The 24,145-nt window shown below is 46.1% G+C and carries 36 protein-coding genes; 30 read left to right on the top strand and 6 right to left on the bottom strand.

All coding sequences use genetic code 11. The features are described 5' to 3' along the window. Positions 1 to 146: 146 nt before the first annotated feature. The 30 genes from rpsJ to DC094_RS17755 all read left to right on the top strand — a co-directional run bounded on the left by rpsJ (position 147) and on the right by DC094_RS17755 (position 15,263). Positions 147 to 458: a 30S ribosomal protein S10 gene (gene rpsJ, locus DC094_RS17900; protein WP_116688519.1), complete on the top strand. Its 312-nt coding sequence runs from the start codon at positions 147 to 149 to the stop codon at positions 456 to 458. Positions 459 to 506: 48 nt separating this feature from the next. Continuing rightward, positions 507 to 1,151: a 50S ribosomal protein L3 gene (gene rplC, locus DC094_RS17895; protein ID WP_116688493.1), complete on the top strand. Its 645-nt coding sequence runs from the start codon at positions 507 to 509 to the stop codon at positions 1,149 to 1,151. 13 nt (positions 1,152 to 1,164) lie between these two features. Next, on the top strand, positions 1,165 to 1,785 hold the full coding sequence (gene rplD / locus DC094_RS17890) for a 50S ribosomal protein L4 (protein ID WP_116688492.1): 621 nt from the start codon (positions 1,165 to 1,167) through the stop codon (positions 1,783 to 1,785). Next, a complete protein-coding gene (rplW, locus tag DC094_RS17885; protein WP_116688491.1) occupies positions 1,782 to 2,075 on the top strand; it encodes a 50S ribosomal protein L23 in 294 nt (97 codons plus the stop codon). Before rplD ends, rplW begins: the two co-directional genes overlap by 4 nt. 14 nt (positions 2,076 to 2,089) lie before the next feature. Next, positions 2,090 to 2,917 (top strand): 50S ribosomal protein L2, encoded by an 828-nt coding sequence (gene rplB / locus DC094_RS17880; RefSeq protein WP_116688490.1) that lies wholly within the window; start codon positions 2,090 to 2,092, stop codon positions 2,915 to 2,917. 13 nt (positions 2,918 to 2,930) lie between these two features. Beyond that, a complete protein-coding gene (gene rpsS, locus DC094_RS17875) occupies positions 2,931 to 3,209 on the top strand; it encodes a 30S ribosomal protein S19 (protein WP_116688489.1) in 279 nt (92 codons plus the stop codon). A 13-nt stretch (positions 3,210 to 3,222) separates the two neighbouring features. Beyond that, positions 3,223 to 3,555: a 50S ribosomal protein L22 gene (gene rplV / locus DC094_RS17870; protein WP_116688488.1), complete on the top strand. Its 333-nt coding sequence runs from the start codon at positions 3,223 to 3,225 to the stop codon at positions 3,553 to 3,555. Between the two features lie 11 nt (positions 3,556 to 3,566). Next, positions 3,567 to 4,277 carry a 30S ribosomal protein S3 gene (rpsC, locus tag DC094_RS17865; protein WP_116688487.1) on the top strand — a complete coding sequence of 237 codons (711 nt, stop codon included), beginning with the start codon at positions 3,567 to 3,569 and terminating at the stop codon, positions 4,275 to 4,277. A gap of 13 nt (positions 4,278 to 4,290) precedes the next feature. After that, positions 4,291 to 4,704, top strand: coding sequence for a 50S ribosomal protein L16 (gene rplP, locus DC094_RS17860; RefSeq protein ID WP_116688486.1), 414 nt, complete (start codon positions 4,291 to 4,293; stop codon positions 4,702 to 4,704). Next, positions 4,704 to 4,895: a 50S ribosomal protein L29 gene (rpmC, locus tag DC094_RS17855; protein WP_116688485.1), complete on the top strand. Its 192-nt coding sequence runs from the start codon at positions 4,704 to 4,706 to the stop codon at positions 4,893 to 4,895. Before rplP ends, rpmC begins: the two co-directional genes overlap by 1 nt. Next, a complete protein-coding gene (gene rpsQ, locus DC094_RS17850; RefSeq protein WP_116688484.1) occupies positions 4,895 to 5,155 on the top strand; it encodes a 30S ribosomal protein S17 in 261 nt (86 codons plus the stop codon). The genes rpmC and rpsQ overlap by 1 nt, the downstream gene beginning before the upstream one ends. Positions 5,156 to 5,272: 117 nt before the next feature. Then, the gene (gene rplN / locus DC094_RS17845) at positions 5,273 to 5,641 is read left to right on the top strand and encodes a 50S ribosomal protein L14 (RefSeq protein ID WP_116688483.1); all 369 of its coding nucleotides are present in this window, start codon (positions 5,273 to 5,275) and stop codon (positions 5,639 to 5,641) included. A gap of 14 nt (positions 5,642 to 5,655) precedes the next feature. Next, entirely contained in the window at positions 5,656 to 5,967 is a 312-nt protein-coding gene (gene rplX, locus DC094_RS17840; protein WP_116688482.1) for a 50S ribosomal protein L24, read from the top strand. Positions 5,968 to 5,979: 12 nt separating this feature from the next. Further along, entirely contained in the window at positions 5,980 to 6,519 is a 540-nt protein-coding gene (gene rplE, locus DC094_RS17835) for a 50S ribosomal protein L5 (protein WP_116688481.1), read from the top strand. A 9-nt stretch (positions 6,520 to 6,528) separates the two neighbouring features. Continuing rightward, a complete protein-coding gene (gene rpsN / locus DC094_RS17830; RefSeq protein WP_116688480.1) occupies positions 6,529 to 6,834 on the top strand; it encodes a 30S ribosomal protein S14 in 306 nt (101 codons plus the stop codon). Between the two features lie 18 nt (positions 6,835 to 6,852). Then, complete coding sequence (gene rpsH / locus DC094_RS17825; RefSeq protein ID WP_116688479.1) at positions 6,853 to 7,245, top strand: 30S ribosomal protein S8; 393 nt, start codon at positions 6,853 to 6,855, stop codon at positions 7,243 to 7,245. A gap of 13 nt (positions 7,246 to 7,258) precedes the next feature. Next, positions 7,259 to 7,792, top strand: coding sequence for a 50S ribosomal protein L6 (gene rplF, locus DC094_RS17820; RefSeq protein ID WP_116688478.1), 534 nt, complete (start codon positions 7,259 to 7,261; stop codon positions 7,790 to 7,792). 9 nt (positions 7,793 to 7,801) lie between these two features. Continuing rightward, the gene (gene rplR / locus DC094_RS17815; protein ID WP_116688477.1) at positions 7,802 to 8,155 is read left to right on the top strand and encodes a 50S ribosomal protein L18; all 354 of its coding nucleotides are present in this window, start codon (positions 7,802 to 7,804) and stop codon (positions 8,153 to 8,155) included. An 11-nt stretch (positions 8,156 to 8,166) separates the two neighbouring features. After that, on the top strand, positions 8,167 to 8,670 hold the full coding sequence (gene rpsE / locus DC094_RS17810) for a 30S ribosomal protein S5 (RefSeq protein ID WP_116688476.1): 504 nt from the start codon (positions 8,167 to 8,169) through the stop codon (positions 8,668 to 8,670). 4 nt (positions 8,671 to 8,674) lie between these two features. Then, the gene (gene rpmD, locus DC094_RS17805; RefSeq protein ID WP_116688475.1) at positions 8,675 to 8,860 is read left to right on the top strand and encodes a 50S ribosomal protein L30; all 186 of its coding nucleotides are present in this window, start codon (positions 8,675 to 8,677) and stop codon (positions 8,858 to 8,860) included. A 1-nt stretch (position 8,861) separates the two neighbouring features. Beyond that, positions 8,862 to 9,296 carry a 50S ribosomal protein L15 gene (gene rplO / locus DC094_RS17800; RefSeq protein WP_116688474.1) on the top strand — a complete coding sequence of 145 codons (435 nt, stop codon included), beginning with the start codon at positions 8,862 to 8,864 and terminating at the stop codon, positions 9,294 to 9,296. Beyond that, positions 9,296 to 10,621 carry a preprotein translocase subunit SecY gene (gene secY, locus DC094_RS17795; RefSeq protein ID WP_116688473.1) on the top strand — a complete coding sequence of 442 codons (1,326 nt, stop codon included), beginning with the start codon at positions 9,296 to 9,298 and terminating at the stop codon, positions 10,619 to 10,621. The genes rplO and secY overlap by 1 nt, the downstream gene beginning before the upstream one ends. Before the next feature lie 25 nt (positions 10,622 to 10,646). Beyond that, the gene (gene rpmJ, locus DC094_RS17790; RefSeq protein ID WP_116688472.1) at positions 10,647 to 10,763 is read left to right on the top strand and encodes a 50S ribosomal protein L36; all 117 of its coding nucleotides are present in this window, start codon (positions 10,647 to 10,649) and stop codon (positions 10,761 to 10,763) included. A 95-nt stretch (positions 10,764 to 10,858) separates the two neighbouring features. After that, positions 10,859 to 11,215, top strand: coding sequence for a 30S ribosomal protein S13 (gene rpsM, locus DC094_RS17785; protein WP_116688471.1), 357 nt, complete (start codon positions 10,859 to 10,861; stop codon positions 11,213 to 11,215). Between the two features lie 15 nt (positions 11,216 to 11,230). Then, positions 11,231 to 11,620 (top strand): 30S ribosomal protein S11, encoded by a 390-nt coding sequence (gene rpsK, locus DC094_RS17780; RefSeq protein ID WP_116688470.1) that lies wholly within the window; start codon positions 11,231 to 11,233, stop codon positions 11,618 to 11,620. 17 nt (positions 11,621 to 11,637) lie between these two features. After that, positions 11,638 to 12,258 carry a 30S ribosomal protein S4 gene (gene rpsD, locus DC094_RS17775; RefSeq protein WP_116688469.1) on the top strand — a complete coding sequence of 207 codons (621 nt, stop codon included), beginning with the start codon at positions 11,638 to 11,640 and terminating at the stop codon, positions 12,256 to 12,258. A 24-nt stretch (positions 12,259 to 12,282) separates the two neighbouring features. Continuing rightward, the gene (locus tag DC094_RS17770; protein WP_116688468.1) at positions 12,283 to 13,275 is read left to right on the top strand and encodes a DNA-directed RNA polymerase subunit alpha; all 993 of its coding nucleotides are present in this window, start codon (positions 12,283 to 12,285) and stop codon (positions 13,273 to 13,275) included. A gap of 36 nt (positions 13,276 to 13,311) precedes the next feature. Then, a complete protein-coding gene (gene rplQ, locus DC094_RS17765) occupies positions 13,312 to 13,707 on the top strand; it encodes a 50S ribosomal protein L17 (protein ID WP_116688467.1) in 396 nt (131 codons plus the stop codon). 140 nt (positions 13,708 to 13,847) lie between these two features. Further along, on the top strand, positions 13,848 to 14,495 hold the full coding sequence (locus DC094_RS17760) for a tRNA (adenine(22)-N(1))-methyltransferase TrmK (RefSeq protein WP_133245608.1): 648 nt from the start codon (positions 13,848 to 13,850) through the stop codon (positions 14,493 to 14,495). An 81-nt stretch (positions 14,496 to 14,576) separates the two neighbouring features. After that, a complete protein-coding gene (locus DC094_RS17755) occupies positions 14,577 to 15,263 on the top strand; it encodes an E3 ubiquitin protein ligase (protein WP_116688465.1) in 687 nt (228 codons plus the stop codon). A 146-nt stretch (positions 15,264 to 15,409) separates the two neighbouring features. On the opposite strand, the gene DC094_RS17750 is transcribed toward DC094_RS17755, so the two are convergent. From DC094_RS17750 to DC094_RS17720, 6 genes are all read right to left on the bottom strand, one after another. Further along, positions 15,410 to 15,871, bottom strand: coding sequence for a YehS family protein (locus DC094_RS17750; RefSeq protein WP_116688518.1), 462 nt, complete (start codon positions 15,869 to 15,871; stop codon positions 15,410 to 15,412). A gap of 126 nt (positions 15,872 to 15,997) precedes the next feature. Beyond that, on the bottom strand, positions 15,998 to 16,468 hold the full coding sequence (locus tag DC094_RS17745; RefSeq protein WP_116688464.1) for a hypothetical protein: 471 nt from the start codon (positions 16,466 to 16,468) through the stop codon (positions 15,998 to 16,000). 557 nt (positions 16,469 to 17,025) lie between these two features. Then, entirely contained in the window at positions 17,026 to 19,851 is a 2,826-nt protein-coding gene (gene uvrA / locus DC094_RS17735; protein ID WP_116688462.1) for an excinuclease ABC subunit UvrA, read from the bottom strand. Positions 19,852 to 20,000: 149 nt separating this feature from the next. After that, a complete protein-coding gene (locus DC094_RS17730) occupies positions 20,001 to 21,584 on the bottom strand; it encodes a S53 family peptidase (protein ID WP_158527382.1) in 1,584 nt (527 codons plus the stop codon). 333 nt (positions 21,585 to 21,917) lie between these two features. Then, on the bottom strand, positions 21,918 to 23,564 hold the full coding sequence (locus DC094_RS17725) for a hypothetical protein (protein WP_158527381.1): 1,647 nt from the start codon (positions 23,562 to 23,564) through the stop codon (positions 21,918 to 21,920). A 31-nt stretch (positions 23,565 to 23,595) separates the two neighbouring features. Then, positions 23,596 to 24,138, bottom strand: a complete 543-nt coding sequence (locus tag DC094_RS17720) for a hypothetical protein (protein WP_116688459.1) — start codon at positions 24,136 to 24,138, stop codon at positions 23,596 to 23,598. Between the last annotated feature and the right edge of the window lie 7 nt (positions 24,139 to 24,145).

The following is a 24,145-nucleotide window of genomic DNA, read 5'->3' as shown; positions in this document are numbered from 1 at the left end:
AGGGTGGCGACGCAGCTTTTAAGTTGCATAGCTAAATCATACAGCTGCCCCGATTTGGGTGCGGAATGTTTTTAAAAATGTCGCTCCTTTACCAGCAAGGTGAAGTGATGCGATGGTTTTTTTTATTTGTTTGGAGTGCGGTAGACATGTCCAACCAACGGATTCGGATTCGTCTTAAGGCATTTGATCATCGCCTGTTAGATGCTTCCACCATGGAAATCGTGGAAACGGCAAAGCGTACTGGCGCACAGGTTCGCGGTCCAATTCCGCTGCCTACTCGTAAAGAGCGTTTTACGGTGTTGGTTTCCCCGCATGTTAACAAAGACGCGCGGGACCAGTATGAGATTCGCACACATAAACGTGTAGTGGATATCGTTGAGCCAACTGATAAAACAGTTGATGCGTTGATGAAACTGGACCTGGCAGCAGGTGTTGACGTGCAAATTAGCCTTGGCTGATTGCAGAATCACTGCTCTATATACAGTGAAAGATAAGAGGTTTCGATAATGGCTATTGGACTGATCGGTAAGAAATGCGGCATGACCCGTGTGTTTACCGATGAAGGCGTATCTATCCCTGTTTCTGTCATCGAGGTCGAGCCTAACCGGATTACTCAGATCAAGACTGAAGAGACTGATGGATATCGCTCTGTTCAGGTAACTACTGGCAGCCGTAAGGCAAGCCGTGTTACGAAGCCTGCTGCGGGTCATTTTGCGAAAGCAGGTGTCGAAGCAGGACGTGGTTTGTGGGAATTCCGTCTCGATGCGGAAGAGGGTCAAGACCTTGAAGTAGGCGCTGAACTAACAGTTGGGCGTTTAGAAGCAGGTCAGAAAGTTGACGTAACGGGTACATCTAAAGGTAAAGGTTTCGCTGGTGTTATTAAGCGTCACAACTTTGCTATGCAGGATGCAACTCACGGTAACTCTCTGTCTCACCGTGCCCATGGTTCTACAGGTCAGAACCAAACTCCGGGTCGTGTATTCAAGGGTAAGAAAATGGCTGGCCAGATGGGTAATGCTCGCGTAACCGTGCACACTTTAGAAGTTGTACGTGTAGATGCTGAGCGTAATCTTGTGCTGGTTAAAGGTGCGGTTCCTGGTGCTACTGGTTCAGACGTAATTGTCAAACCAGCAGTCAAGGCTCGTGGCTAATAGGAGATAGATTGTGGAACTGAATCTGGTTGCTCCAGCAGATGGCGCTGCTCAAGGCACAATCGAAGTATCCGAAGCGTCATTCGGCCGCGACTTTAATGAAGCTCTGGTTCATCAGGTAGTCGTGGCGTATTTGGCTGGCGCTCGTCAGGGTACTCGTGCCCAGAAGAATCGCGCTGCTGTTAGCGGTGGCGGCATTAAGCCGTGGCGACAGAAAGGTACTGGCCGAGCACGTGCTGGTACTATTCGTAGCCCGCTATGGCGTAAAGGTGGTGTGACTTTCGCGGCTCAGCCGCAAGATCACAGCCAAAAAGTTAACCGCAAGATGTATCGCGGCGCAATCCGCTCCATCCTGTCTGAATTGATTCGTCAAGATCGTCTGGTAGTAGTACCAGAGTTCACGATTGAGTCACACAAGACTAAGGATCTGGTAGCGAACTTAAAGGCCCTAGGCCTGAAAGAAGTGCTGATCGTTACTGAAGCAGTTGACGAGAACTTGTTCTTGGCATCCCGTAACCTGCATAAGGTTGAAGTATTGGATGTTGAAGGCGTTGACCCGGTAAGCCTGGTTAACTTCGACAAGGTGGTGATGACTGTAGCTGCTGTTAAGCAGTTCGAGGAGAAATTGGCATGAATCAAGAGCGTCTTTTAAAGGTTCTTCTTGGTCCACATATTTCCGAGAAAGCTACCGTCATAGCTGAGAAGAATAACCAAGTTGTCTTCAAAGTCGTCAAAGATGCAACCAAGCTTGAAATTAAAAAAGCTGTGGAATCACTCTTTGATGTGAAGGTGAAGTCTGTCCGAACTCTAGTAGCGAAGGGCAAGACCAAGCGTACTGGCGCGATCATGGGACGCCGCAAGGACTACAAGAAAGCATATGTAGCTCTAGCGGAAGGTTCTGAGATCGAATTCGCCGGCGAATAACAGGGGTTTAAAGCATGGCTCTGGTTAAATGCAAACCGACGTCCGCTGGTCGTCGATTTGTTGTCAAGGTGGTCAATCCCGAGCTCCATAAAGGAGCTCCGCATGCGCCACTGCTGGCAACCAAGAAGAAGAGTGGAGGTCGTAACCATAACGGTCGCATCACTACTCGTCACATCGGTGGTGGCCACAAGCAGCACTACCGTATGATTGATTTCAAGCGGAATAAAGATGCTATCCCAGCACGCGTTGAGCGTCTGGAATATGATCCTAACCGTAGCGCATTCATTGCTCTGGTTCTGTATGCAGACGGCGAACGTCGTTATGTCATTGCAGAAAAGAACATGACCGCAGGTACTGAATTGATGAACGGCGTAACTGCCCCAATCAAGCCAGGTAACTGCATGCCGCTGCGTAATATTCCGGTTGGTAGTCAGATTCATTGCATCGAGATGAAGCCTGGTAAAGGCGCTCAGCTCGCTCGTTCTGCAGGTGCCACCGTGCAGCTGTTAGCGAAAGATGGTGCATATGTCACTTTACGTTTACGCTCTGGCGAAATGCGTAAGGTGTTGGCAGATTGTCGCGCAACCATTGGCGAAGTATCCAATTCCGAGCATAGCTTACGCTCACTCGGTAAAGCAGGTGCTTCTCGCTGGCGCGGTATCCGCCCAACTGTTCGCGGTGTAGCTATGAACCCGATCGATCACCCACATGGTGGTGGTGAAGGGCGTACATCTGGTGGCCGTCATCCGGTTTCACCATGGGGTACTCCTACTAAGGGTTACAAGACTCGCAGCAACAAGCGTACGGATAAGCTAATCGTACGTCGTCGCAACCGGAAATAGGTAGAGGGTCGACATGCCTCGTTCACTGAAAAAAGGACCGTTTGTAGACCTTCACCTGATTCAGAAGGTTGAAGCAGCGGTTGAAAGTAAAAACCGTCGTCCTATCAAAACCTGGTCACGCCGTTCCATGATCCTACCGGAAATGGTTGGTCTGACTATCGCTGTACACAATGGTCGTCAGCATATCCCAGTACTTGTTACTGAAGATATGGTAGGCCATAAGCTTGGCGAATTTGCTCCTACCCGTACTTATCGTGGCCATGCCGCCGATAAGAAGGCCAAGAAGCGATAAGGCGGAGATGACGATGGAAACTGTAGCCAAGTTAAAAGGCGCGCAGATCTCTGCGCAAAAAGTTCGTCTCGTTGCAGACCAGGTCCGCGGCTTACCAGTGGATCGCGCTTTGGAACTTCTGACATTCAGCACCAAAAAGGCTGCTGTATTGATTAAGAAGACTCTAGAGTCAGCGATTGCTAACGCCGAGCACAATGATGGTGTAGACATTGACGAACTCCGTGTCAGCACTATTTTTGTTGACGAAGGATCGACGCTGAAGCGTATTCGTCCTCGTGCCAAAGGCCGTGCGAATCGCATCCTGAAGCGCTCCAGTCACATCACTGTGACAGTGTCTGATAGCTAGGGGATAACGAGATGGGTCAAAAAGTACATCCGACGGGTATCCGCCTGGGTATCGTCAAGGACTGGGCCGCTCGCTGGTATGCTGACAGCAAGGATTACGCGAATTTTCTGGCGCAAGATCACCAGATTCGTGAATTCCTGACTAAGGAGCTGAAAAATGCTTCTGTTGGTCGCATTCAGATCGAACGTCCAGCTCGCGCACTGCGTATCACGATTTTCACTGCTCGCCCCGGTATTGTTATCGGTAAGAAAGGTGAAGATGTTGAGAAGCTGCGCAAAAAGGTTACTGCACTGACTGGCATCCCAGCCAACCTGAGCATTGAAGAGATCCGCAAGCCGGAACTCGACGCAATGTTGGTTGCTGAAGGTGTAGGTCAACAGTTGCAGCGCCGTGTAATGTTCCGTCGCGCTATGAAGCGTGCGGTTCAGAATGCCATGCGTTTGGGCGCTAAGGGTATCAAAATCGAAGTATCTGGCCGTTTGGGCGGAGCTGAGATTGCTCGTAGCGAATGGTATCGCGAAGGTCGCGTACCTCTGCATACCTTACGTGCTGACATCGACTATGGCACTTACGAAGCTCTGACCACATACGGAATTATCGGTATTAAGGTTTGGATCTTCAAAGGTGAAGTATTGGGTGGCCAACTTCCTGTAGCTGAAGAAAAGCAGCAACAGCCGAAGAAGCCTGCACGCAACCGGAAGAAGTCCGGTGGCGGTAAGTAAGGGGTAGCCAAGCATGTTGCAACCAAAACGGATGAAATTCCGCAAGATGCATAAAGGTCGTAACCGCGGAACAGCAATTGCCGGTGGCAGTGTTAGTTTTGGTGAGTTCGGTCTGAAGGCGACTGGCCGTGGTCGTATGACTGCACGTCAGATTGAAGCCGCGCGTCGTGTAATTACTCGTCACGTTAAGCGTCAAGGTCAATTGTGGATTCGGGTATTCCCTGATAAGCCAATTACTGAAAAGCCGCTGGAAGTTCGTCAGGGTAAAGGTAAAGGTAATGTTGAATACTGGGTTGCCCAGATTCAGCCTGGCCGTATGCTCTACGAAATTGAAGGTGTGTCGGAAGAAGTAGCTCGCGAGGCGTTCCGCCTAGCATCAAACAAGCTGCCGATTTCAACAATTTTCGTGACTCGGACGGTGATGTGATGAAAGCAGAAGAACTTCGTCAGAAAAGCTCCGATGAGCTGAAGACCGAGCGTCTTGAGCTGCTGAAAGAGCAGTTCAATCTGCGCATGCAGAAGGCGACTGGCCAACTGGCTAAGTCCCACCTTCTGAAAGGTGTGCGCAGAAATATTGCGCGGATCGAAACCGTGCTGAAGCAAAAGGCAGGTGAGTGATGACTGAGCAAGCAAAATTGGTTCGTCACGTGACTGGCCGCGTTGTCAGCGACAAGATGGATAAAACCGTTGTTGTCATGACCGAGCGTAAGGTGAAGCACCCGATCTACGGCAAGTTCGTAACTCGCTCAACCAAGCTGCACGCGAACGATCCCGAGAATACTTGTAAGATCGGCGATCTAGTCACAGTGAAAGAATCCCGTCCTTTGTCTAAGACAAAGAGCTGGGAACTGGTTGAGGTTGTCGAGCAAGCTCGATAACTCTTGTTACCAGCACCGGGTCTGGTGAGATGCCGGAACTGGTGTTACAATCCTGCGCCATTTGAGGCTCGTCGTGTTGGCGAGCCTCTGCGTGGGTACTAGCGGAGATTTCCCAAAATGATTCAGATGCAGTCTGTGCTTGACGTTGCAGACAACAGTGGTGCACGTCGAGTTATGTGTATCAAGGTATTAGGCGGTTCTCACCGTCGTTATGCCGGCGTCGGAGACGTAATCAAAGTCAGCGTAAAGGAAGCGATCCCGCGCGGTAAGGTTAAGAAAGGTGACGTGCATAACGCAGTAGTTGTGCGCACTCGCAAGGGTGTTCGTCGTCCTGACGGTTCCGTGATTCGCTTCGATGGTAACGCGGCGGTACTGCTGAATAAGCAGAACCAGCCTATTGGTACTCGTATTTTTGGCCCAGTGACTCGTGAATTGCGTACAGAACAATTCATGAAAATCGTTTCACTGGCACCAGAAGTGCTTTAAGCGGGTGAAGGTTCATGCGTAAATTACAGAAAGGCGACGAGGTAATCGTCATCAACGGTAAAGACAACGGAAAGCGTGGCACTATTAAAAAAGTGGGCGAAGACCGTGTTTTAGTTGAAGGCATTAACCTGGTCAAAAAGCATGTCAAGCCTAACCCGAACGCGGGTGTGGCAGGTGGCATTGTTGAAAAAGAGGCCGCCCTGCACATCTCTAACGTTGCAATTTTTAATGCAGCGACAGGTAAGGCAGACCGCGTTGGTATCAAGATCGAAGACGACAAAAAGGTTCGTGTGTTTAAATCAAACGGCGAACCAGTCGGTGCCTGATAGGTAATGATGATGGCAAGATTGCAACAAGAATACCGCGATCGCGTAGTCAGTGAGCTCGTAGAGCAATTTGGTTACAAGAGCGTTATGCAAACGCCTCGCATCACCAAGATCACCCTAAACATGGGTGTTGGTGAAGCCTTAGGCGATAAAAAGATTCTCGAACATGCCGTTCGCGATATGACCGCTATTGCTGGTCAAAAGCCAGTTGTGACCCGCGCTCGCCGGTCTGTAGCTGGTTTTAAAGTTCGTGAAGGTTGGCCAATCGGCTGTAAGGTAACTCTACGTCGCGATCAGATGTGGGAATTCCTGGACCGTTTGATCACTATCGCAATTCCACGTGTTCGTGACTTCCGTGGCCTCAATCCTAAATCGTTTGATGGTCGTGGCAACTACTCCATGGGTGTGCGTGAGCAAATCATTTTCCCAGAGATTGACTATGACAAAATAGACACTCTGCGTGGTATGGATATTACCATCACCACCTCTGCGAATAATGATGAAGAAGCTCGTGCGCTGCTCAAGGCGTTCAACTTCCCACTTAAGGGCTAGGAGTAGCAGATGGCAAAGAAAAGCATGATTGCACGCGAAACAAAGCGTACAAAGACTGTGGCCAAATACGCTGAAAAGCGCGCTGCACTCAAGGCCATTATTAACAATCCAGAGACTAGTTTTGAAGAGCGTATGGACGCCGTGAATGCTTTGCAGAAGCTGCCACGTGACGCCAGCCCTTCACGCCAACAGCGCCGCTGTAGCATTACTGGTCGTCCGCACGCGGTTTACCGCAAGTTCGGCCTGTGCCGTAACAAGATCCGTGAAATGGCCATGTTAGGTCAGTTACCGGGTCTTAAAAAGGCCAGCTGGTAACCGGGAGGAAATGAACCAATGAGCATGCAAGATCCCATCGCGGATATGCTGACCCGCATTCGTAACGGCCAGTTAGCTGGTCACGCGAATGTAAGTATGCCTTCTTCTAAAGAGAAGGTAGCAATTGCCGCAGTACTGAAGGCAGAAGGTTTCATCGTTGATTTCGCTGCAAACAGCGAAACCAAGCCAGAACTGACTGTTGAATTGAAGTACTACAATGGCAAGCGGGTTATAGAGCGTCTAGATCGGGCTTCCCGTCCTGGACTGCGTATCTACAAATCTGCAGGCGAGTTGCCTCGGGTCCAAAATGGCCTAGGCATTGCAATTATCTCTACCTCCAAAGGCGTGATGTCGGACCGTAAGGCCCGTGCAGCAGGTCAAGGTGGAGAAGTAATCTGCTACGTCGCCTAAGGAGTTAGCCGGAATGTCCCGAGTAGCCAAGAATCCGGTAGTTCTGCCTGCAGGCGTTGAAATCACACTGAACGGACAAGAAGTTTCCGTTAAGGGCCCTAAGGGTTCTTTACAGCGCGATGTTCACGCCCTGGTTGAATTACGTCAGGAAGAAAATGTAGTCACGTTTATACCTCGTGAAGAGTCGATCAATGCCAAGGCGCAAGCCGGTACGACTCGAGCGCTGGTAAATAACATGGTTAAGGGTGTAAGCAACGGCTTTGAAAAGAAGCTGCAATTAGTTGGTGTTGGTTATCGTGCCCAGTTAGCTGGCAAGAAACTGACTCTACAATTGGGCTTTTCACACCCAGTAGAATACACCGCACCAGAAGGTATTACCTTCGAGCTTCCAGGTCAGACTGATGTCCTGGTTAAGGGTGTGGATAAACAACGCGTTGGTCAGGTTGCGGCTGAAATCCGTAGCTATCGTCCGCCAGAGCCTTACAAAGGTAAAGGTGTGCGTTACTCCGACGAGGTCATCATTCGCAAAGAAGCGAAGAAGAAGTAAGGTCGCAAAATGGATAAGAAAACTTCCCGTTTGCGCCGTGCTCGTCGCACTCGCGCAAAGATTAGTGAGCTGGCCGTGGCACGGTTGTGCGTTCATCGCACCCCGCGTCATATCTACGCTCAGGTGATCAACGCTGAAGGCAACCAAATTTTGGCTGCAGCAGCAACCGTAGAAAAAGACGCCCTGGAAGCAGGTAAGTACTCTGGTAATTCCGATGCTGCAGCAGTAATCGGTAAGCTAGTTGCTGAACGTGCTATCAAAGCTGGCGTTGAAAAGGTTGCCTTTGACCGCTCCGGTTTCATGTATCATGGCCGTGTCAAGGCTCTGGCTGACGCCGCGCGCGAAGCCGGCTTACAGTTCTAAGGGGTCCTAGCATGGCAATGAACGAAACTAAGAACACTGAAGGCTTCGTTGAGAAGCTGGTTCAAATCAACCGAGTAGCCAAGGTTGTTAAAGGTGGCCGTATCTTCGGTTTCACCGCATTGTCCGTAATTGGCGATGGCAATGGCAAGGTTGGCTTTGGTCGCGGTAAGGCACGTGAAGTGCCTGCAGCTATTCAGAAATCTCTGGAAGCAGCACGCCGCAATATGGTACAGGTTTCACTGAAGGGCACTACCCTGCAGCACGAAATCAAATCCGCTCACGGTGGTTCCAAGATCTTCATGAAGCCTGCTTCAGAAGGTACTGGTATTATCGCTGGTGGTGCGATGCGTGCAGTATTGGAAGTAGTTGGCGTTCAGAATGTACTGGCTAAGAGCTATGGTTCTACCAATCCAGCAAACGTGGTTCGCGCTACTGTTAAGGGTTTAGCCAACATGGCTTCACCTGAAAGCGTAGCCGAGAAACGCGGTTTGACTGTGAAAGAGATCCTGGGGTAAGGCAATGGCAGATAACAAGCTGAAGGTTACCCTGGTGAAAAGCACCATCGGTCGCCTTAAAAATCACCAGGCCTGTGTCCGTGGTTTAGGCCTGCGTCGCATCAACCACAGTGTTGAAGTGATCGATACGCCTGAAAATCGCGGAATGATCAACAAGGTTCAATACCTGTTGAAGGTTGAGGAGGCTTAAGATGCGTCTAAATACTCTCAAGCCTGCTGAAGGCTCCAAAACTAATGCTAAACGCGCTGGTCGCGGTATTGGTTCTGGCTTGGGCAAAACTGCTGGCCGCGGTCACAAAGGTCAGAAGTCTCGCTCAGGTGGTTCTACCAAAATTGGATTTGAAGGCGGTCAGATGCCTTTGCAGCGTCGTCTGCCTAAGTTTGGTTTCACTTCTCGCAAATCTTTGGTTAGTGCTGAGGTTCGTTTACACGAGCTGAACCTGATCGAAGGCGACGAAGTAAACCTAGACACGCTAAAGAAAGCCAATTTAATCACTCGCAACATCAAGTTCGCCAAGATTGTATTATCTGGTGAGTTGACTAAAGCAGTGATTGTAAAAGGAATTCGTGCAACGAAAGGCGCACGTCAGGCAATTGAAGCAGCAGGCGGCAAGGTCGAGGACTAATGGCTAATAAACAGATCGAGAGTGCGATGGCGTCTGGCAGCTCAGAGCTTGCCAGTCGCGTCATGTTCCTTCTGGGAGCGATTATCGTTTTCCGGATTGGTAGCTTTATCCCTATTCCGGGTCTGGACTCATCAGTTTTGGCTGATTTGTTCGAGCAACAGAAGAACGGCATTCTTGGTTTGTTTAACATGTTCTCGGGTGGCGCGCTTTCGCGCGCCAGTCTGTTTGCCCTGGGAATCATGCCGTACATTTCTGCATCGATTATTATGCAGTTAATGACGGTCATGCACCCAAAAATGGAGCAGCTGAAGAAAGAAGGTGAATCCGGACGACGCAAAATTAATCAATATACCCGCTACGGTACATTGTTACTGGCTAGCTTCCAGGCGACCGGTATTGCGTTGAACCTGCCTAATTTTGCTCAGGGTCTCGTTTTGAACCCGGGCTTCAGCTTCTATTTTACTGCGATCATTACTTTAGTGACCGGCACCATGTTCCTTATGTGGCTTGGTGAGCAGGTAACTGAAAGAGGTATCGGCAACGGTATTTCAATGATCATCTTTGCGGGTATCGTCGCTGGTTTGCCAAGTGCTATTGGTCAGACTATTGAAAGTGCGCGTCAAGGTGAGATCTCTACCTTTGTAGTTTTACTGCTGGGTGTGATCGGGATCGCAATAACCGCTTTTGTGGTGTTCGTAGAGCGCGGGCAGCGGCGTATCGTAATTAATTACGCACGTCGCCAGCAGGGCCGTAAGGTGTTTGCTGCCCAATCGAGCCATCTGCCTCTGAAAGTGAACATGGCTGGTGTAATACCACCCATTTTTGCTTCCAGTATCATTCTGTTCCCGGGCACAATTGCTCAATGGTTCAGTCAGACAGAAGGCTTTGGTTGGTTGCAAGATATCGCATTAAGTCTGTCCCCTGGGCAGCCGTTATATGTCCTGCTCTACGGAATTGCCATTGTGTTCTTCTGCTTTTTCTACACTGCGATGGTATTCCAGCCAAGGGATATTGCGGATAACCTGAAACGGTCTGGCGCATTTATTCCTGGCATCCGTCCGGGCGAGCAGACAGCCCGTTATGTTGATTCCATTATGGGTCGTTTGACTCTAGTGGGCGCAGTGTATATCACTCTGGTGTCTCTGTTACCTGAATTCATGATTCTATGGTGGCAGGTTCCTTTCTACTTTGGCGGTACATCTTTGCTGATTATCGTTGTGGTTGTGATGGACTTTATGTCTCAAGCACAAGCGCATTTGATGTCCAAGCAATATGACTCACTGCTAAAGAAGGCGAACCTTAAAAACGGTCGCCAGGGTATTTGATCGCATATTGCTTCGAGGTTTAGAAATGAAAGTTCGCGCTTCTGTGAAAAAGATGTGCCGGAACTGCAAGATCGTTAAACGCAATGGCGCTATCCGCGTTATCTGCAAAACCGATCCTCGGCACAAGCAACGTCAAGGTTAATTTACCTTCGTTGTTTGATTTGCAAAAATCATCCAAGTATACTTCCGCCCTCCCTTTTTGAGGGTGGAGCTTTTTCCTAACCAGGAGTTTTTGGAATGGCCCGTATTGCTGGCATTAACATTCCGGTACACAAGCATGCCTGGGTTGGCTTAACATCTGTATATGGTGTAGGTCGGACCCGTGCTTTCCAAATTTTGGAAGCAGCTGGTATTGCACCGGAAACCAAAATCAAGGACCTGTCCGAAGAACAATTGGAGACGGTTCGTGGTGAAGTAGCCAAGTTCACTGTTGAAGGTGACTTGCGTCGTGAAATATCCATGAACATCAAACGACTGATGGATTTAGGCTGCTATCGCGGTCTGCGTCATCGTCGTGGTCTTCCGCTTCGAGGTCAGCGTACCAAAACTAACGCTCGCACCCGTAAGGGTCCGCGTAAGCCGATTCGTAAGTAATTCAGGATAACCTATATGGCAAAGCCAGGTAAGTCTACACGCAAGCGCGTGAAAAAGACTGTAGTTGATGGTGTGGCGCATGTGCATGCGTCGTTCAATAATACGATCATCACCATCAGCGACCGACAGGGCAACGCCCTGTGCTGGGCAACCGCTGGTGGCTCAGGTTTCCGTGGTTCTCGTAAGAGCACACCATTCGCCGCGCAGGTAGCTGCTGAGCGTTGTGGTAACATGGCTCTAGAATTCGGGATGAAGAACCTCGAAGTATTCGTAAAAGGTCCAGGACCTGGACGTGAATCTTCTGTGCGTGCCCTGAACAATGTTGGTTTTAAAATCACCAACATTACTGACGTCACCCCCATTCCCCACAATGGGTGCCGTCCTCCGAAGAAGCGCCGTGTGTAAGCAGGAGAGACACTAGAATGGCAAGGTATTTAGGACCTAAATGTAAGCTGGCACGTCGCGAAGGCACTGATCTTTTCTTAAAAAGTGGTGTACGCGCGTTAGACAGCAAATGTAAGCTGGAGAACATCCCTGGTGTTCACGCCCAGCGTCGTAGTCGTCTTTCTGACTACGGTGTTCAGTTGCGTGAAAAGCAGAAAGTTCGTCGCATCTATGGTGTACTAGAGAAGCAATTCCGTAGGTACTACAAAGAAGCAGCACGCCTTAAAGGCAATACGGGTGCAAACCTGCTGGTTCAATTAGAGCGTCGACTGGACAATGTGGTTTACCGCATGGGCTTTGGTTCAACTCGTGCTGAAGCACGTCAGTTGGTTAGCCACAAGTCAATCCAGGTTAATGGACGCACCGTTAACGTTGCTTCTTTCAAAGTCAGCGAAAACGATGTAATCAGCATTCGCGAGCGCGCTAAGGGTCAGGCACGTATTAAAGTCGCCCTAGAATTAGCGGGACAACGTGAAGCTGCTAGTTGGTTGGAAGTAGATTCCGGTAAATTTACTGGTAATTTCAAACGCTCTCCAGAGCGTGAAGAACTTTCCGCCGACATCAATGAGCAGCTGATTGTCGAGCTCTACTCTAAGTAACCGGACAGTTTGGGGACTACTTGCATGCAAGGTTCAGTTACAGAATTTCTTAAGCCAAGGCTGGCTGACGTCCAGGTTGACGGCCAGAACGCAAAAATCACTCTCGAGCCACTAGAGAGAGGCTTCGGACACACGTTGGGTAATGCCCTGCGTCGTATCCTGCTTTCCTCTATGCCGGGTTGTGCTGTTTGCGAAGCCGAAATCGAAGGCGTAGTACATGAGTACATGACCATTGAGGGTGTTCAGGAGGACGTAATCGAAATCCTGCTCAACCTTAAAGGTCTGGCAATCCAGCTGGATGGGCGTGATGAAGTAGTTCTCTCTCTCAGAAAGACTGGTGCTGGTGCGGTTACCGCAGCGGATATCACGCCTGAGCATGACGTGACCATTGTAAACCCGGACCACGTGTTGGCCCACCTGACAGATAAGGGTGTGTTGAACATGCAGGTTCGCGTTAAGCGCGGTCGTGGATATGATCCAGCGAATACCCGTTTTACCGGCGATGAGGACGAACGTCCAATCGGTCGACTGCAGGTGGACTCCTCCTACAGCCCGATTCTTCGTGTTGCTTACAATGTGGACAACGCTCGTGTAGATCAACGTACCGATTTGGATAAGTTGATCATCGAATTGCACACCAATGGCACCATCGATCCAGAAGATGCTATTCGTCGTGCAGCTACGATTTTACAAGAGCAGCTGACTCACTTTGTTGAACTGAAGAGTGAAACTCATGTTGAGCCTGAGCGCGAAGAGCCGGAAGTTGATCCGATTCTACTGCGTCCAGTTGATGACCTTGAGTTGACCGTACGTTCGGCTAACTGTCTGAAAGCTGAAAATATCTACTACATCGGCGACCTGATTCAGCGCACCGAGGTTGAGCTACTGAAGACCCCTAACTTGGGTAAGAAGTCTCTCACCGAGATTAAAGATGTGCTGGCCTCTCGTGGTTTGACTCTGGGCATGCGCCTAGAGAACTGGCCACCAAAAGGTATGGTCGACAAAGAGTCAGCTTGATCTTGTATCAAGCTGCTGACTTGAAGGAATTCGAAGATGCGCCATCGTAAAAGCGGTCGCCAGTTAAACCGCAACAGCAGTCATCGCAAGGCGATGTTCCGCAACATGTCAGCTTCTTTGTTTGAGCATGAAGTCATCAAGACTACTCTGCCTAAAGCAAAAGAACTGCGTCGTGTTGCTGAGCCGCTGATCACTCTTGCAAAGAGTGATAGCGTTGCAAACCGCCGCTTAGCATTTGCCCGTCTGCGCGATAAAGCAGCAGTTGGTAAATTGTTCAGCGATCTGGGCCCTCATTACATGAGCCGTCCAGGTGGATACATCCGCATTCTGAAGTGTGGCTACCGTAAAGCTGACTCAGCGCCAATGGCGTTTGTACAGCTGGTAGATCGCCCAGTTGCTGGTGAAGTTGAAGCAGAATCTGCAGAAGCATAATTCTGGTTCAACAATAAAAAAGCCGCGTTAATCGCGGTTTTTTTATGCCTGAAGAAAAGATTCCGTTTTAAAAAATTGGCTGGGGTCAATTTTTTAGCTCTTTTTTATATTTGTTATTGGCCAATCCGGCCAGGCCGCTGATGAAAAAACTCTCTCTCCGACTGCAAACCATTTTTGAGCTTGTTCCATTCGGTTACGATGTAATTTGGGATCTTTGCTGTGACCATGGTTATCTTGGATTAATGCTTGCAAAAGAAAAAATTTCCGAGCAAGTTTTTCTAATTGATTGCGTTCCGAGCATTATTGAAAACCTGCAAGCAAGATTAAAAAAATTGCCACAGATAAAAAATGTCGCGCAAGCTGGTTTGCAAGATGCAGGAACAATTCAATTAGTAGAGAAGAAAAAGCAGCTGCTGATCATTTCCGGTGTCGGCGGCTTGGCAACCATCGAATTGCTGCAGCAAATTTTTTCTAACAATCCCAGCCAAGAAAAACCAGATCTATTGTTATCACCCAAGCATCACTTATTTGCAGTGCGAAAATTTTTGATTAGCCAAGGTTATCAACTGATCAATGAAACGCTGAGTTTTGAAAATAGCCGAAGCTATGAAAATTTGCTGGTGAGTCAGGATGGAGAATTGCCGCTGGTTGATACTGGCTCAATCCAATGGAATATTGATGATAGCCAACATCTAGATTACTTGAACATTCAGATTGAGCACAATCGAAGAAAGCAAGCGCATGCTATTGTAGAAAAATATTGCGCTTTGCAAGTTAGCCTTGACTGATTGATATTCGAGACGGTTTAATTAATTAATTAGTTCTTTTGACTATGATTGACAAAGTGCTTACATCTTGAGGTATCTAATTTGGATTTCTTTTGTCCAGTTTGCTACGAAACGATTGGTAGGTATAGAATTAAGCAGAGAGCTGCAATTTCAGGGTCGATTTCCGGTAGAGAAGAGCAGGCTGAAATCGTATCAAATACAGAGAACAATTTAGATATTCCTGCAGCGATTGTTGAGGTTTGGACTTATCTACAATTTGAAACAGACTCTAAGGTGATGAGACTAGAACCTGAAGTGTCAGATGTTGATCAAGCGCTCGGTATATTTTCTTGTGGGCATATATTTCATTTCGATTGTGCTATCAGCTCGATTGGATTAAATAGCGAAAATTCATTGCATTACAGGTTTTCAGTGACTAGGGGTGGCTGTCCCTATTGTCGTAATGAATCCGCTTTATTTTTCAATCCGTCATTCTTTTTTAAACAGGATTCACTCGTTGCATCACAATTTAAAAAATATTTATTTGAATCAATATTGCAGCGTCGAGTTTTACACCAGTGGAAGCTACATGTTAAAAAGAAGCGTGCTATTAGGTCAATTCTTCAGCTTCGAGACAAGTGTGATAATTTATTTATGCCACAAAATCAGTTGAATACCATGCTTTTTGTTTCTCAGGCAGCGGTGCCAGTAGTGGTATTTATTTTAGTTGGGAAATCTATAGTTGATAATATTTCTGCAGTAATCAGAATTTCACTTTCAGGAAGCTAGCAGGGTTAACTGTGAGTAGTTAATACCATAGTGCTGGAAAAGTATCGTTTAATTGATCCTTGTCTTTGAAAATTACCCAGCGATACCAAGCATTGTTGATACCGTCTGGATAATTGAATTCTTTTAAAGCGATTTTAAAGATTAAATTATTTTTTGCGAATCTTTGCTTGTAAGCCTTTCAAGAATAAACGTAGTACTTGGTTTTTCATTACTCGATAATGCTTGTGCTCAGGTTTTCTGAAAAAAGCACTTAGTTCATGCTTGCTCAGAGTGAACTCTTCCGATGCCAGCGTTTCTAAAATATCAATATCGGTATAATTAAGCGCAATTTTCAATTTACGCATAATAATGTTTTTAGTTAGTTTTTCTTCAACAATTGGCTTTTTGCCTTCCTGCTTTCCACGATGTTCATTGATAAAACCGTTAAGGAAGTGCGCCAGCTCGATATCCATGCAAGGCTCGAAGTCAGCATGGTCATCTTTCTTCAGCCAGTTGCTTAGAGTTTCACGAGAAACAGCCGATTCGCCGGATTTGAAAATCGCGATCATCTTGTCATCGCCATAGTCATAGATATAGCGGATACGGCGGAGTACATCGTTATTAGTCACGGGCATTACCTAAAATTGAAGGGAGTTGGTGTAAAGGTCGGCAGCGATTTTAACATGAATGTTGATCGGTTGTGCCGGGATGAGTTGCATGCAGCAGAACAAACTAGGGCACAACCGAAAGAAATTTTAGCGTAAGTGATGACGATTGTTCTGCTTCTTACTATTTTCAGGAGGCTCTGGATCAGGGTACTTCTCATCAATTGTTTTCAATGAGCGTAAAAATAAACCCAAGCCACCAAAAGACAGTAGTAAAATGGTGATCAGTTCAAAGCCCGTCATACTGCGGAATGAGAACTTGATTGAAGCGATAACACCAAAAATCAACGCAGTCAGCGAACCTAAAGTCAGTAACCAACCAATAAACTTGCGGCTATCGTAGAACAGAAAAGCAATACCAAAGATAAACGGAATCATCACCATGCCGCTGGTCACGCCAAACTGGCTACCAAAAGCACCAAAACCATACAATCGAGAACCCAGGCCAAAGCTGGACGTAACATTAATCGCATTTAGCAGCATATAACCGCCGCCACACAACATCACTAAGCCAAGAAAAAACTGACCGATTCCGCCTGATGTTCCACCTGCGCCTCTCATATTCTCTCCGCTGTTAGCTCAATCAATTGGCGTATTCAAAGTAGCTTGTTTTGACATTATATGTCAAAGGTTCTTGTCGATTCTTAGTCTAAAGTAATGGGGCGCATATTTTAGGGATATAACTATGTCAAAATCATGGTCACAGCTGCCGCATTGGATGCAGTGGCTGCTTTACTTTCCAGCAGTAATAATTGCCTCTTTCCTGATTTCATCTTTAGCCACATTACTTATACCCAGCAAGGTATTGTTTCTTTCATATGGAAACCATATTGTTATGTTTGTATATTATTTGGTTTTTTCTATCGTTTTCGTTTGGCTTTCTTTTAGTCTTGCACCTAAGAATAAGATGCTATTTTCATTGGTAATGTTCTTATTGTTTTCTGCCTACATTTTAATATCTGATTTTGAATTAGTATTTTCAAGACCGGGAGAAGAGTTCGATTATTCTTTAGTGGTTTTGTATAACTGCATTTGGTTTTTTGTATCGATTTCCATGTTGTATTTTTTGAATAAAAAAAGCGCGATTTAATCGCGCCTTTTTATTTCGTCATTAAAAGCTATTTCAACATTGGCTTTAAAAATTTACCAGTATAGGATTTTTTGCTTTTGGCAATGGTGTTTGGTGTGCCGGTGGCGATAATCATGCCGCCGCCGTCTCCGCCTTCTGGGCCAAGGTCGACCACCCAATCAGCAGTTTTCACCACATCCAGATTATGCTCAATCACCACAATGGTATTACCGCGATCACGCAATTTATGTAACACGCCAAGCAGCTGGCGAATATCATGAAAATGCAAGCCAGTGGTGGGTTCATCAAGAATATATAAGGTTTTCCCGGTGTCCCGTTTAGATAGCTCGCGAGATAATTTAATCCGCTGGGCCTCACCGCCAGAAAGAGTGGTCGCGCTTTGACCGAGCTTGATATAAGAAAGCCCAACATCCATTAAGGTTTGTAATTTTCGTGCTAGTGCCGGAATGGCATCAAAGAATTGCCGGGCATCTTCAACCGTCATTTCCAGCACTTCATGAATGCTCTTGCCTTTATAGCGAACTTCCAGCGTTTCCCGGTTATAACGTTTGCCTTTACAGGTGTCGCATGGCACATAAACATCGGGTAAAAAGTGCATTTCAACTTTAATTAAACCGTCGCCCTGGCAAGCTTCGCAGCGGCCACCGCGAACATTAAAACTAAAGCGCCCTAATTTATAACCACGTGAACGGGCTTCCTGACTTTTGGCAAATAATTCACGAATCGGCGTAAATAAACCGGTGTAGGTAGCCGGGTTGGAGCGAGGGGTGCGGCCAATTGGGCTTTGGTCGATATCAACTACCTTGTCTAGCAGTTCTAGCCCGCTAATGCCCTTATTCGGTGCGACTTGCAATGTGGTTGCCCGGTTTAGCTCGATGGCGGCTAACGGATAAAGGGTGTTATTAATTAAGGTCGATTTACCCGAACCAGAAACACCGGTAATGCAGGTCATTAAGCCCAGTGGGATTTTTAGATCGACATTTTTTAAGTTATTGCCGCTGGCACCTTTTAATACTAATTGATGTTTCGGGTCAGCAATGACAAATTCTTTGGGTATTTCTATTTTTTCTTTGCCAGAAAGAAACTTTCCGGTCATCGAGTTTTTATTATTCAAAATATCCGGTAATTTCCCTTCAGCGACAATTTCACCACCATGAACACCAGCGCCGGGGCCAATGTCGACAATATAATCTGCCTGGCGAATCGCATCTTCATCGTGCTCGACCACGATTACGGTATTGCCCAAATCGCGTAAGCGGGTAAGGGTTTTTAATAAGCGTTCGTTGTCTCGCTGGTGTAAACCAATTGAAGGTTCGTCCAGTACATACATCACGCCGACTAGGCCAGCACCAATTTGACTGGCAAGGCGAATTCGTTGTGCTTCACCGCCCGATAAGGTATCAGCGCCGCGATCTAGGGTTAAGTATTCTAGTCCGACATTAACTAAGAATCCGAGTCGTTCATTAATTTCTTTAAGAATTTTATCGGCTATTTCGCCACGCTGCCCGGTTAAATGTAAATTAGCAAAAAAATCACCGGCTTTGCCAATCGGCAATTCGGTAATGTTATGCAATGCTTTTTTCTCGATAAAAACATTGCGAGCTTCAACCCGTAAGCGGCTGCCATCACAATGGTCACAAGAGTGGTTGCTTTGGTATTTACTCAACTCTTCCCGTACCGAGTTAGATTCAGTATCTCGGTAGCGGCGCTCTAAGTTGGGAATGATACCTTCAAATGGATGACAGCGATTAATAATGTCACCACGATCATTTAGATATTTGAATTTAATTTCTTCGCCTTCAGAGCCATAAAGTATTTTTTTCTGAATATCATCTGGCAGGCTGTTAAATGGCTTTTCAACATCAAATTTAAAATGTGTCGCCAGGGCTTTTAGCATTTGGAAATAATAGGTGGTTTTCCGATCCCAGCCGCGAATTGCGCCATCACCTAGCGATAAGCTTGCATCTTGAACCACTCGCGATGGGTCAAAGACTTGTTTTATTCCTAGGCCGTCACAAGTTGGGCAAGCGCCTGCCGGATTGTTAAAAGAGAATAACCTTGGCTCAAGTTCAGTCAGGCTGTAACCACATTTCGGGCAAGAGAAGCGTGCTGAAAATAGCAAATGTTCTTTGCTGTCATCGTCCATAAAGGCGACTTGTAATAAACCATCGGAAAGCTCCAATGCAGTTTCAATAGATTCTGCTAGTCGTATTTCCATGCCCGGCTTAACTTTCAAACGATCGACCACTGCTTCAATGGTGTGCTTGCGTTTTTTATCTAGCGTGACCGGTTCTGCTAGATCAACCACTAAACCATCAATACGGGCGCGAATAAAACCGCGGCTTTGTAGGTCGCGCAGAATATGCTGGTGCTCGCCTTTTCGATCACGAATCACCGGAGCTAGCAGCATAATTTTTTCTCCCTGGGGGAGTTGCATTAGCTGGTCAACCATTTGCGAAATGGTTTGTGCTTTTAGCTCGATGTTATGGTCTGGGCAGCTGGGAATACCGACTCTGGCGTATAACAGCCGTAAATAATCGTAAATCTCGGTAATCGTGCCCACAGTGGAGCGCGGGTTGTGCGAAGTGGATTTTTGCTCAATCGAGATCGCCGGAGACAAACCTTCGATATGGTCAACATCGGGTTTTTCCATCAACGACAAAAACTGGCGTGCGTAGGCCGACAATGATTCGACGTAGCGACGTTGTCCTTCAGCATATAGCGTGTCGAAAGCCAGTGAAGACTTGCCTGAGCCTGACAGGCCGGTGATCACGATTAGCTGATCGCGAGGCAACTCGATATTAATGTTCTTCAGATTGTGGGTGCGTGCGCCGCGAACCAGTATTTTTTCCACTGCGATATCCTGGGGGTGAAGCTCGGGTACTGATTATATATCCAGTAGGCTTAAAATTGAATGCTTAACCGTACATTAGCTATCTGTAATGAGCCCGCTAGTAAGGTTTATTTCTAGCGAGTTCAAGTGCGAAATGTATCAATGTTGGCTTAATTTAATTGTTCAATTAATCGGTTAATTTTAACTGCGCCAAGTCCGGTTGCTTGATTATAACCATAGCAAGCGCCACCAATGTTTGGGTCTAGATCACCATGTATATTGCTGGTTCCCTGTGTCACAGAATAAAAAATATCATCATATAAATAAGAGTTAGCCAGTTGGTATAGCAGAGGATTTAATGCGCCTAATGGCTTTTTGTTTTTTGATATTAATTGCTGATTAACCAGAGATATTGCACCGGCAAAAAATGGTGCAGAGGCACTAGTGCCGCCGTTAGTTAACCAATGACCGCCGTTAAAGTAGATATAACTATTACTTGCGATATAAGCAATGTCAGGAGTGAGACGCTGCTCGCCGGGAAATGCCCCAAGACCTTTCTGCCAATTTGGTCGCTTAAATATTGATGATGGCCCACCGCCGCTACCGTCGTTATTTGTCTTTTGCCATACCGCAACCGATGTGATTTGATCTTGATTGTTGAGTTGAGCTTCTATGCCGCCAACAGAAGTTGTCCATGGTGAAGATGCTGGGTAAACCGCGCCTAACGCAGGAGTAAAGTTTTGGTTGAGATAGCCAAAATCGCCACTGGCTGCGATTAAAGTGCTGCCTGTTACTGCGACTAATTGAGCGTATGACTCGGCTAATGATATTTCGTCAGCAGAATTATCAGATTCTCTAGAACCTTGGCTAATACTAATGACTTGCGGTAAGCCATGTTGAAAATTTACCGGATTAGTTGCTTTGCTTAGCAGCCATACTTGGTCGCCACCACCAACAATGACACCTGTACCAATAAAAGTTAATTCCTCAATCTCAGGTGCAATGGATAATATGGTTTGAATATCTATTTGTGCTTCTATGTTATTGCTAAGTGGTAATCCATAGGGCGTTTCTGTTAATTCTCGATAATCTGCTGTAATGGAAAAACAATCACGGTAAGTGTCGTTGTCTGCCCGAGATGGTATGACTTCACTTAATAAAATGGCAGCACGCATGCCTTGACCTTTAAAACCCTGCTGATGTAATTGATCGATACCAAAAGCAGTCATCATTTGTTTGGGTAAGAAAACGTTATCTGACTGCAAGTTTTTAGCTTCATCGCATGTTGGTTTATTGATGATGCTTTGAAGTTTCGCTGTTGTCGTTATATTGTTTTTTTCTTCATTGCTTGGGTCTGAAAGTAAAAAATAATTTAATACAATTTCTTTGATGTACGGGGCTAATGACTCAGGTGTGCAAGTTTTTTGCGTAGGTTTTTTACTGGAGTCGACACATAAATGCTGTTGCATTTGTGCGGTATTAAATTCAGCCGAGATACTAATTTTTGATGGGTGGATTTCAATATTTTTTGCAGCAATCGATTCTAAGTAATTAACGACTTGTTGAATGTTTTGGCTACTGCTACCGAATTTTTGAGCCGTTTGTCCAGTTGTTAAATAGTCTTGATACTGATTAGATTGTGGAGAAGAAATTGCGTGAGCATTTGTTTCAAGACCTACGCTGTCTCGTAATAATCCAAAATGAACGATGTGTTTGTAATTATAAGCGGGTGTCGGAATAGACTTGTTTGACACTGCGCTGCTCGCGAATGAAACAATTGCTAATGATATTAATGTAAATAAATTACTTATAATAAGAAATGGTTTTTTATCCATACGATCAGTGACTTTTTTTGATTAACTTATAAGTTACCTTAGTCGCTTTTTCATGTTCATTTGAAAATATGCAGTCATATTTTAGTTTAACTGTATGATTTTTATAGTGAGTGGTGCTGGAAGGTGGTTGGTTGACTTATTTGTTGGTAATTATATTTATTGTTTTAATTGTTAATTATTGTCATCTGTAAAATAAAACAGGCTAGCAATTGCTAGCCTGTTTTTTTAATAAACTGTTATTTCAACAGGTTATTAGTTGCTGCCTTGATTGATTGTCGCAGTGTTATCACTACCTTGCTGCAAGCTGTAGATATAGTTGCTGCTATCGTTTTGCGTTGCAGTCACTAAGTGACCGGTTCCAGCTTGGTCCAAATGGGCAAAGTTAGAGAAGCCTGACTGAGTCAGAGCAACTTCACTTTCAAAGCTAGCGCCAGGCCATGAATGCACGACTGCTTCGTTTAACTCACCGCTTTGCGAAACATTCACTAGGTTATCATCACCAACGGTGTAACCGGTCATGATGTTTTCAGAACCCGTTTGATCGATATTCGCAGTGTTTGTATCGCCGGCTTGACTGTAATCGACGCTGTTGTCGTTTCCAGCTTGCGTTACAGTTGCAAGGTTATCGCTGCCGCTTTGAGCCAAAATAGCTGACTGGGTTGATCCGCCTTGGCCTAAATCTGCTTCGTTGTTTAAACCAGTTTGCGTAATTCTAGCTGAATGATCGTTTCCAGCTTGATCAAGCGTAATCAAGTTTGCATCACCATCTTGGAAAGAAATTGCAGCATTTCTTTCGCCAGTTTGAGTGGCAGTGACGCTGTTAAGATTGCCATATTGAGTCAGGCTTGCTGTTTGATCCGTGCCGTTTTGTGATGAGGTTACAGCATTTTGGTTGCCAATTTGGTTGGTAACTGCTGTGTTATTAACACCATCTTGAGTGACGCCAGCAGTGTTCAAATCACCGGTTTGGTTTACATCGGCAAGCATTAAATCGCCAGATTGCTGCAAATTCAGAGCGTTGTTATTACCAATCTGATTAGTGATTGCTTCAGCATTCGTACCAGATTGATTGACGGTGGCATTATTTTGAACGCCGTTTTGAGACAATGTAGCATCGTTAGCACTGCCGCTTTGCTCTGCCAACATGTCGTTACTGTTACCGGTTTGAGATACCGTCAGGTTTTGTAAATTACCTTCTTGTTTGAAGCGAAGCTCATTCTCATTACCGGTTTGTGTGATGAGTGCTTGCTGATCACGCCCCAGCTGTCCACCAGAATAAGTATCTTGCCAAGTGCTGCTATAAATTCTGTTTTGGTCGCCAGTTTGAGTCGCTTGCAAATTCAGATCGCTACCTTCTTGCTGGGTATGCGAAGTGTTGCCATCACCCAACTGAGTCACAGTACCAACACTGTTGTAAGTACCATTGTACTGATCAAGATGCAGGTCGTTATTATTACCTGTTTGGCTAGCGGTAGCGGTATTTTCAGCACCATCCCACTGATGAATTGTGTTGAGGTTGTTATCACCGACGGTGGTAGCTGTCGCGTTACTATCGTTCTGGTTAGTTTGAGAAATACTGCCAGAGTTGCTAGCACCATTTTGATTGACAGAAGCGCCGTTATTTATAGCACTGGTTTGTACGATGTCGCCGTTATTGGATTCGCCATCTTGGTCAATATTGGCATTGTTGTTTGATGCTGATTGCTGAATAACAACAGCGCGACTGCGACTACCAGCCTGATTGACTACCGCGCTGTTATCATTTGCTTCATAAACTTGAGTGATGATAGTGGTATGGTCAGAGCCATTTTGATCGACATTGGCACTGTTATTATCTGAAGCAGCTTGTGCTGAAGTTGCGAGTAAAATTGCCGAAGCAACTGCGGTAAGTCTAATCATGGTGATTCTCCATTGTATTATCGAGGGATTTTTAGTTGTATTGCCAAACTGATGCGGTCTGTGCATATCCGGTCTGAATAACCACTGCTTGCAGGCCATAACCTTCTTGATGAATCGAAGTAAGGTTTTCATTTCCATGCTGCATGACCTGAGCGCTATTGTTTTGCCCAAGTTGGTAAATATTGGTGTTGTTTGCATAGCCTTGTTGAATCAAAAGAATTTGGTTCTCAAGTCCATTTTGATAAAGCTCTGCGTATTGACTTTCCCCAAATTGCTGCACCGCTATTGCATTATTTATTCCGTCCATTGAGGCAATAATTTGATGGTTATTGCCATTTTGAAAGCTTTGTAAATGATTGCTTTGAAAATTTTGTTGGACCTGAAGAATATGGTTACTACCAAATTGTCCAGATTGAATAAAATGGTCATTTCCAGATTGAGACAGCTCAGCAAAATTAGAGCTGCCTAATTCGCTTCCCGCGTCGATATCTTGAGCATATGCTGACATCATGCAATTTAGTAACAGCAGTATTGCAATGAAATTTCGCAAAATTACTGGTGATTGGCGCGTCATTTTTTTA

Origin of the sequence: Pelagibaculum spongiae, assembly GCF_003097315.1 — a bacterium.
Lineage (GTDB): Bacteria > Pseudomonadota > Gammaproteobacteria > Enterobacterales > Pelagibaculaceae > Pelagibaculum > Pelagibaculum spongiae.
This window is presented reverse-complemented; position numbering and strand designations above follow the sequence as displayed.

Excerpts from the sequence above, each read along its gene's own strand:
- rplC (WP_116688493.1), top strand. The coding sequence starts at position 507 with ATGGCTATTGGACTGATCGGTAAGAAATGCGGCATGACCCGTGTGTTT.
- rplR (WP_116688477.1), top strand. The coding sequence starts at position 7,802 with ATGGATAAGAAAACTTCCCGTTTGCGCCGTGCTCGTCGCACTCGCGCA.
- DC094_RS17720 (WP_116688459.1), bottom strand. The coding sequence starts at position 24,138 with ATGACGCGCCAATCACCAGTAATTTTGCGAAATTTCATTGCAATACTG.
- DC094_RS17760 (WP_133245608.1), top strand. The coding sequence starts at position 13,848 with ATGAAAAAACTCTCTCTCCGACTGCAAACCATTTTTGAGCTTGTTCCA.
- rpsH (WP_116688479.1), top strand. The coding sequence starts at position 6,853 with ATGAGCATGCAAGATCCCATCGCGGATATGCTGACCCGCATTCGTAAC.
- rpmD (WP_116688475.1), top strand. The coding sequence starts at position 8,675 with ATGGCAGATAACAAGCTGAAGGTTACCCTGGTGAAAAGCACCATCGGT.
- rpsM (WP_116688471.1), top strand. The coding sequence starts at position 10,859 with ATGGCCCGTATTGCTGGCATTAACATTCCGGTACACAAGCATGCCTGG.
- DC094_RS17745 (WP_116688464.1), bottom strand. The coding sequence starts at position 16,468 with ATGAGAGGCGCAGGTGGAACATCAGGCGGAATCGGTCAGTTTTTTCTT.
- rplN (WP_116688483.1), top strand. The coding sequence starts at position 5,273 with ATGATTCAGATGCAGTCTGTGCTTGACGTTGCAGACAACAGTGGTGCA.
- rplB (WP_116688490.1), top strand. The coding sequence starts at position 2,090 with ATGGCTCTGGTTAAATGCAAACCGACGTCCGCTGGTCGTCGATTTGTT.
- rpmC (WP_116688485.1), top strand. The coding sequence starts at position 4,704 with ATGAAAGCAGAAGAACTTCGTCAGAAAAGCTCCGATGAGCTGAAGACC.
- rpsE (WP_116688476.1), top strand. The coding sequence starts at position 8,167 with ATGGCAATGAACGAAACTAAGAACACTGAAGGCTTCGTTGAGAAGCTG.
- rplP (WP_116688486.1), top strand. The coding sequence starts at position 4,291 with ATGTTGCAACCAAAACGGATGAAATTCCGCAAGATGCATAAAGGTCGT.
- rpmJ (WP_116688472.1), top strand. The coding sequence starts at position 10,647 with ATGAAAGTTCGCGCTTCTGTGAAAAAGATGTGCCGGAACTGCAAGATC.
- rpsD (WP_116688469.1), top strand. The coding sequence starts at position 11,638 with ATGGCAAGGTATTTAGGACCTAAATGTAAGCTGGCACGTCGCGAAGGC.
- rpsS (WP_116688489.1), top strand. The coding sequence starts at position 2,931 with ATGCCTCGTTCACTGAAAAAAGGACCGTTTGTAGACCTTCACCTGATT.
- rplW (WP_116688491.1), top strand. The coding sequence starts at position 1,782 with ATGAATCAAGAGCGTCTTTTAAAGGTTCTTCTTGGTCCACATATTTCC.
- rpsQ (WP_116688484.1), top strand. The coding sequence starts at position 4,895 with ATGACTGAGCAAGCAAAATTGGTTCGTCACGTGACTGGCCGCGTTGTC.
- rpsK (WP_116688470.1), top strand. The coding sequence starts at position 11,231 with ATGGCAAAGCCAGGTAAGTCTACACGCAAGCGCGTGAAAAAGACTGTA.
- rplQ (WP_116688467.1), top strand. The coding sequence starts at position 13,312 with ATGCGCCATCGTAAAAGCGGTCGCCAGTTAAACCGCAACAGCAGTCAT.
- rplE (WP_116688481.1), top strand. The coding sequence starts at position 5,980 with ATGGCAAGATTGCAACAAGAATACCGCGATCGCGTAGTCAGTGAGCTC.
- rplX (WP_116688482.1), top strand. The coding sequence starts at position 5,656 with ATGCGTAAATTACAGAAAGGCGACGAGGTAATCGTCATCAACGGTAAA.
- rplF (WP_116688478.1), top strand. The coding sequence starts at position 7,259 with ATGTCCCGAGTAGCCAAGAATCCGGTAGTTCTGCCTGCAGGCGTTGAA.
- rpsJ (WP_116688519.1), top strand. The coding sequence starts at position 147 with ATGTCCAACCAACGGATTCGGATTCGTCTTAAGGCATTTGATCATCGC.
- rpsN (WP_116688480.1), top strand. The coding sequence starts at position 6,529 with ATGGCAAAGAAAAGCATGATTGCACGCGAAACAAAGCGTACAAAGACT.
- rpsC (WP_116688487.1), top strand. The coding sequence starts at position 3,567 with ATGGGTCAAAAAGTACATCCGACGGGTATCCGCCTGGGTATCGTCAAG.
- rplO (WP_116688474.1), top strand. The coding sequence starts at position 8,862 with ATGCGTCTAAATACTCTCAAGCCTGCTGAAGGCTCCAAAACTAATGCT.
- rplV (WP_116688488.1), top strand. The coding sequence starts at position 3,223 with ATGGAAACTGTAGCCAAGTTAAAAGGCGCGCAGATCTCTGCGCAAAAA.
- DC094_RS17770 (WP_116688468.1), top strand. The coding sequence starts at position 12,283 with ATGCAAGGTTCAGTTACAGAATTTCTTAAGCCAAGGCTGGCTGACGTC.
- DC094_RS17725 (WP_158527381.1), bottom strand. The coding sequence starts at position 23,564 with ATGATTAGACTTACCGCAGTTGCTTCGGCAATTTTACTCGCAACTTCA.
- secY (WP_116688473.1), top strand. The coding sequence starts at position 9,296 with ATGGCTAATAAACAGATCGAGAGTGCGATGGCGTCTGGCAGCTCAGAG.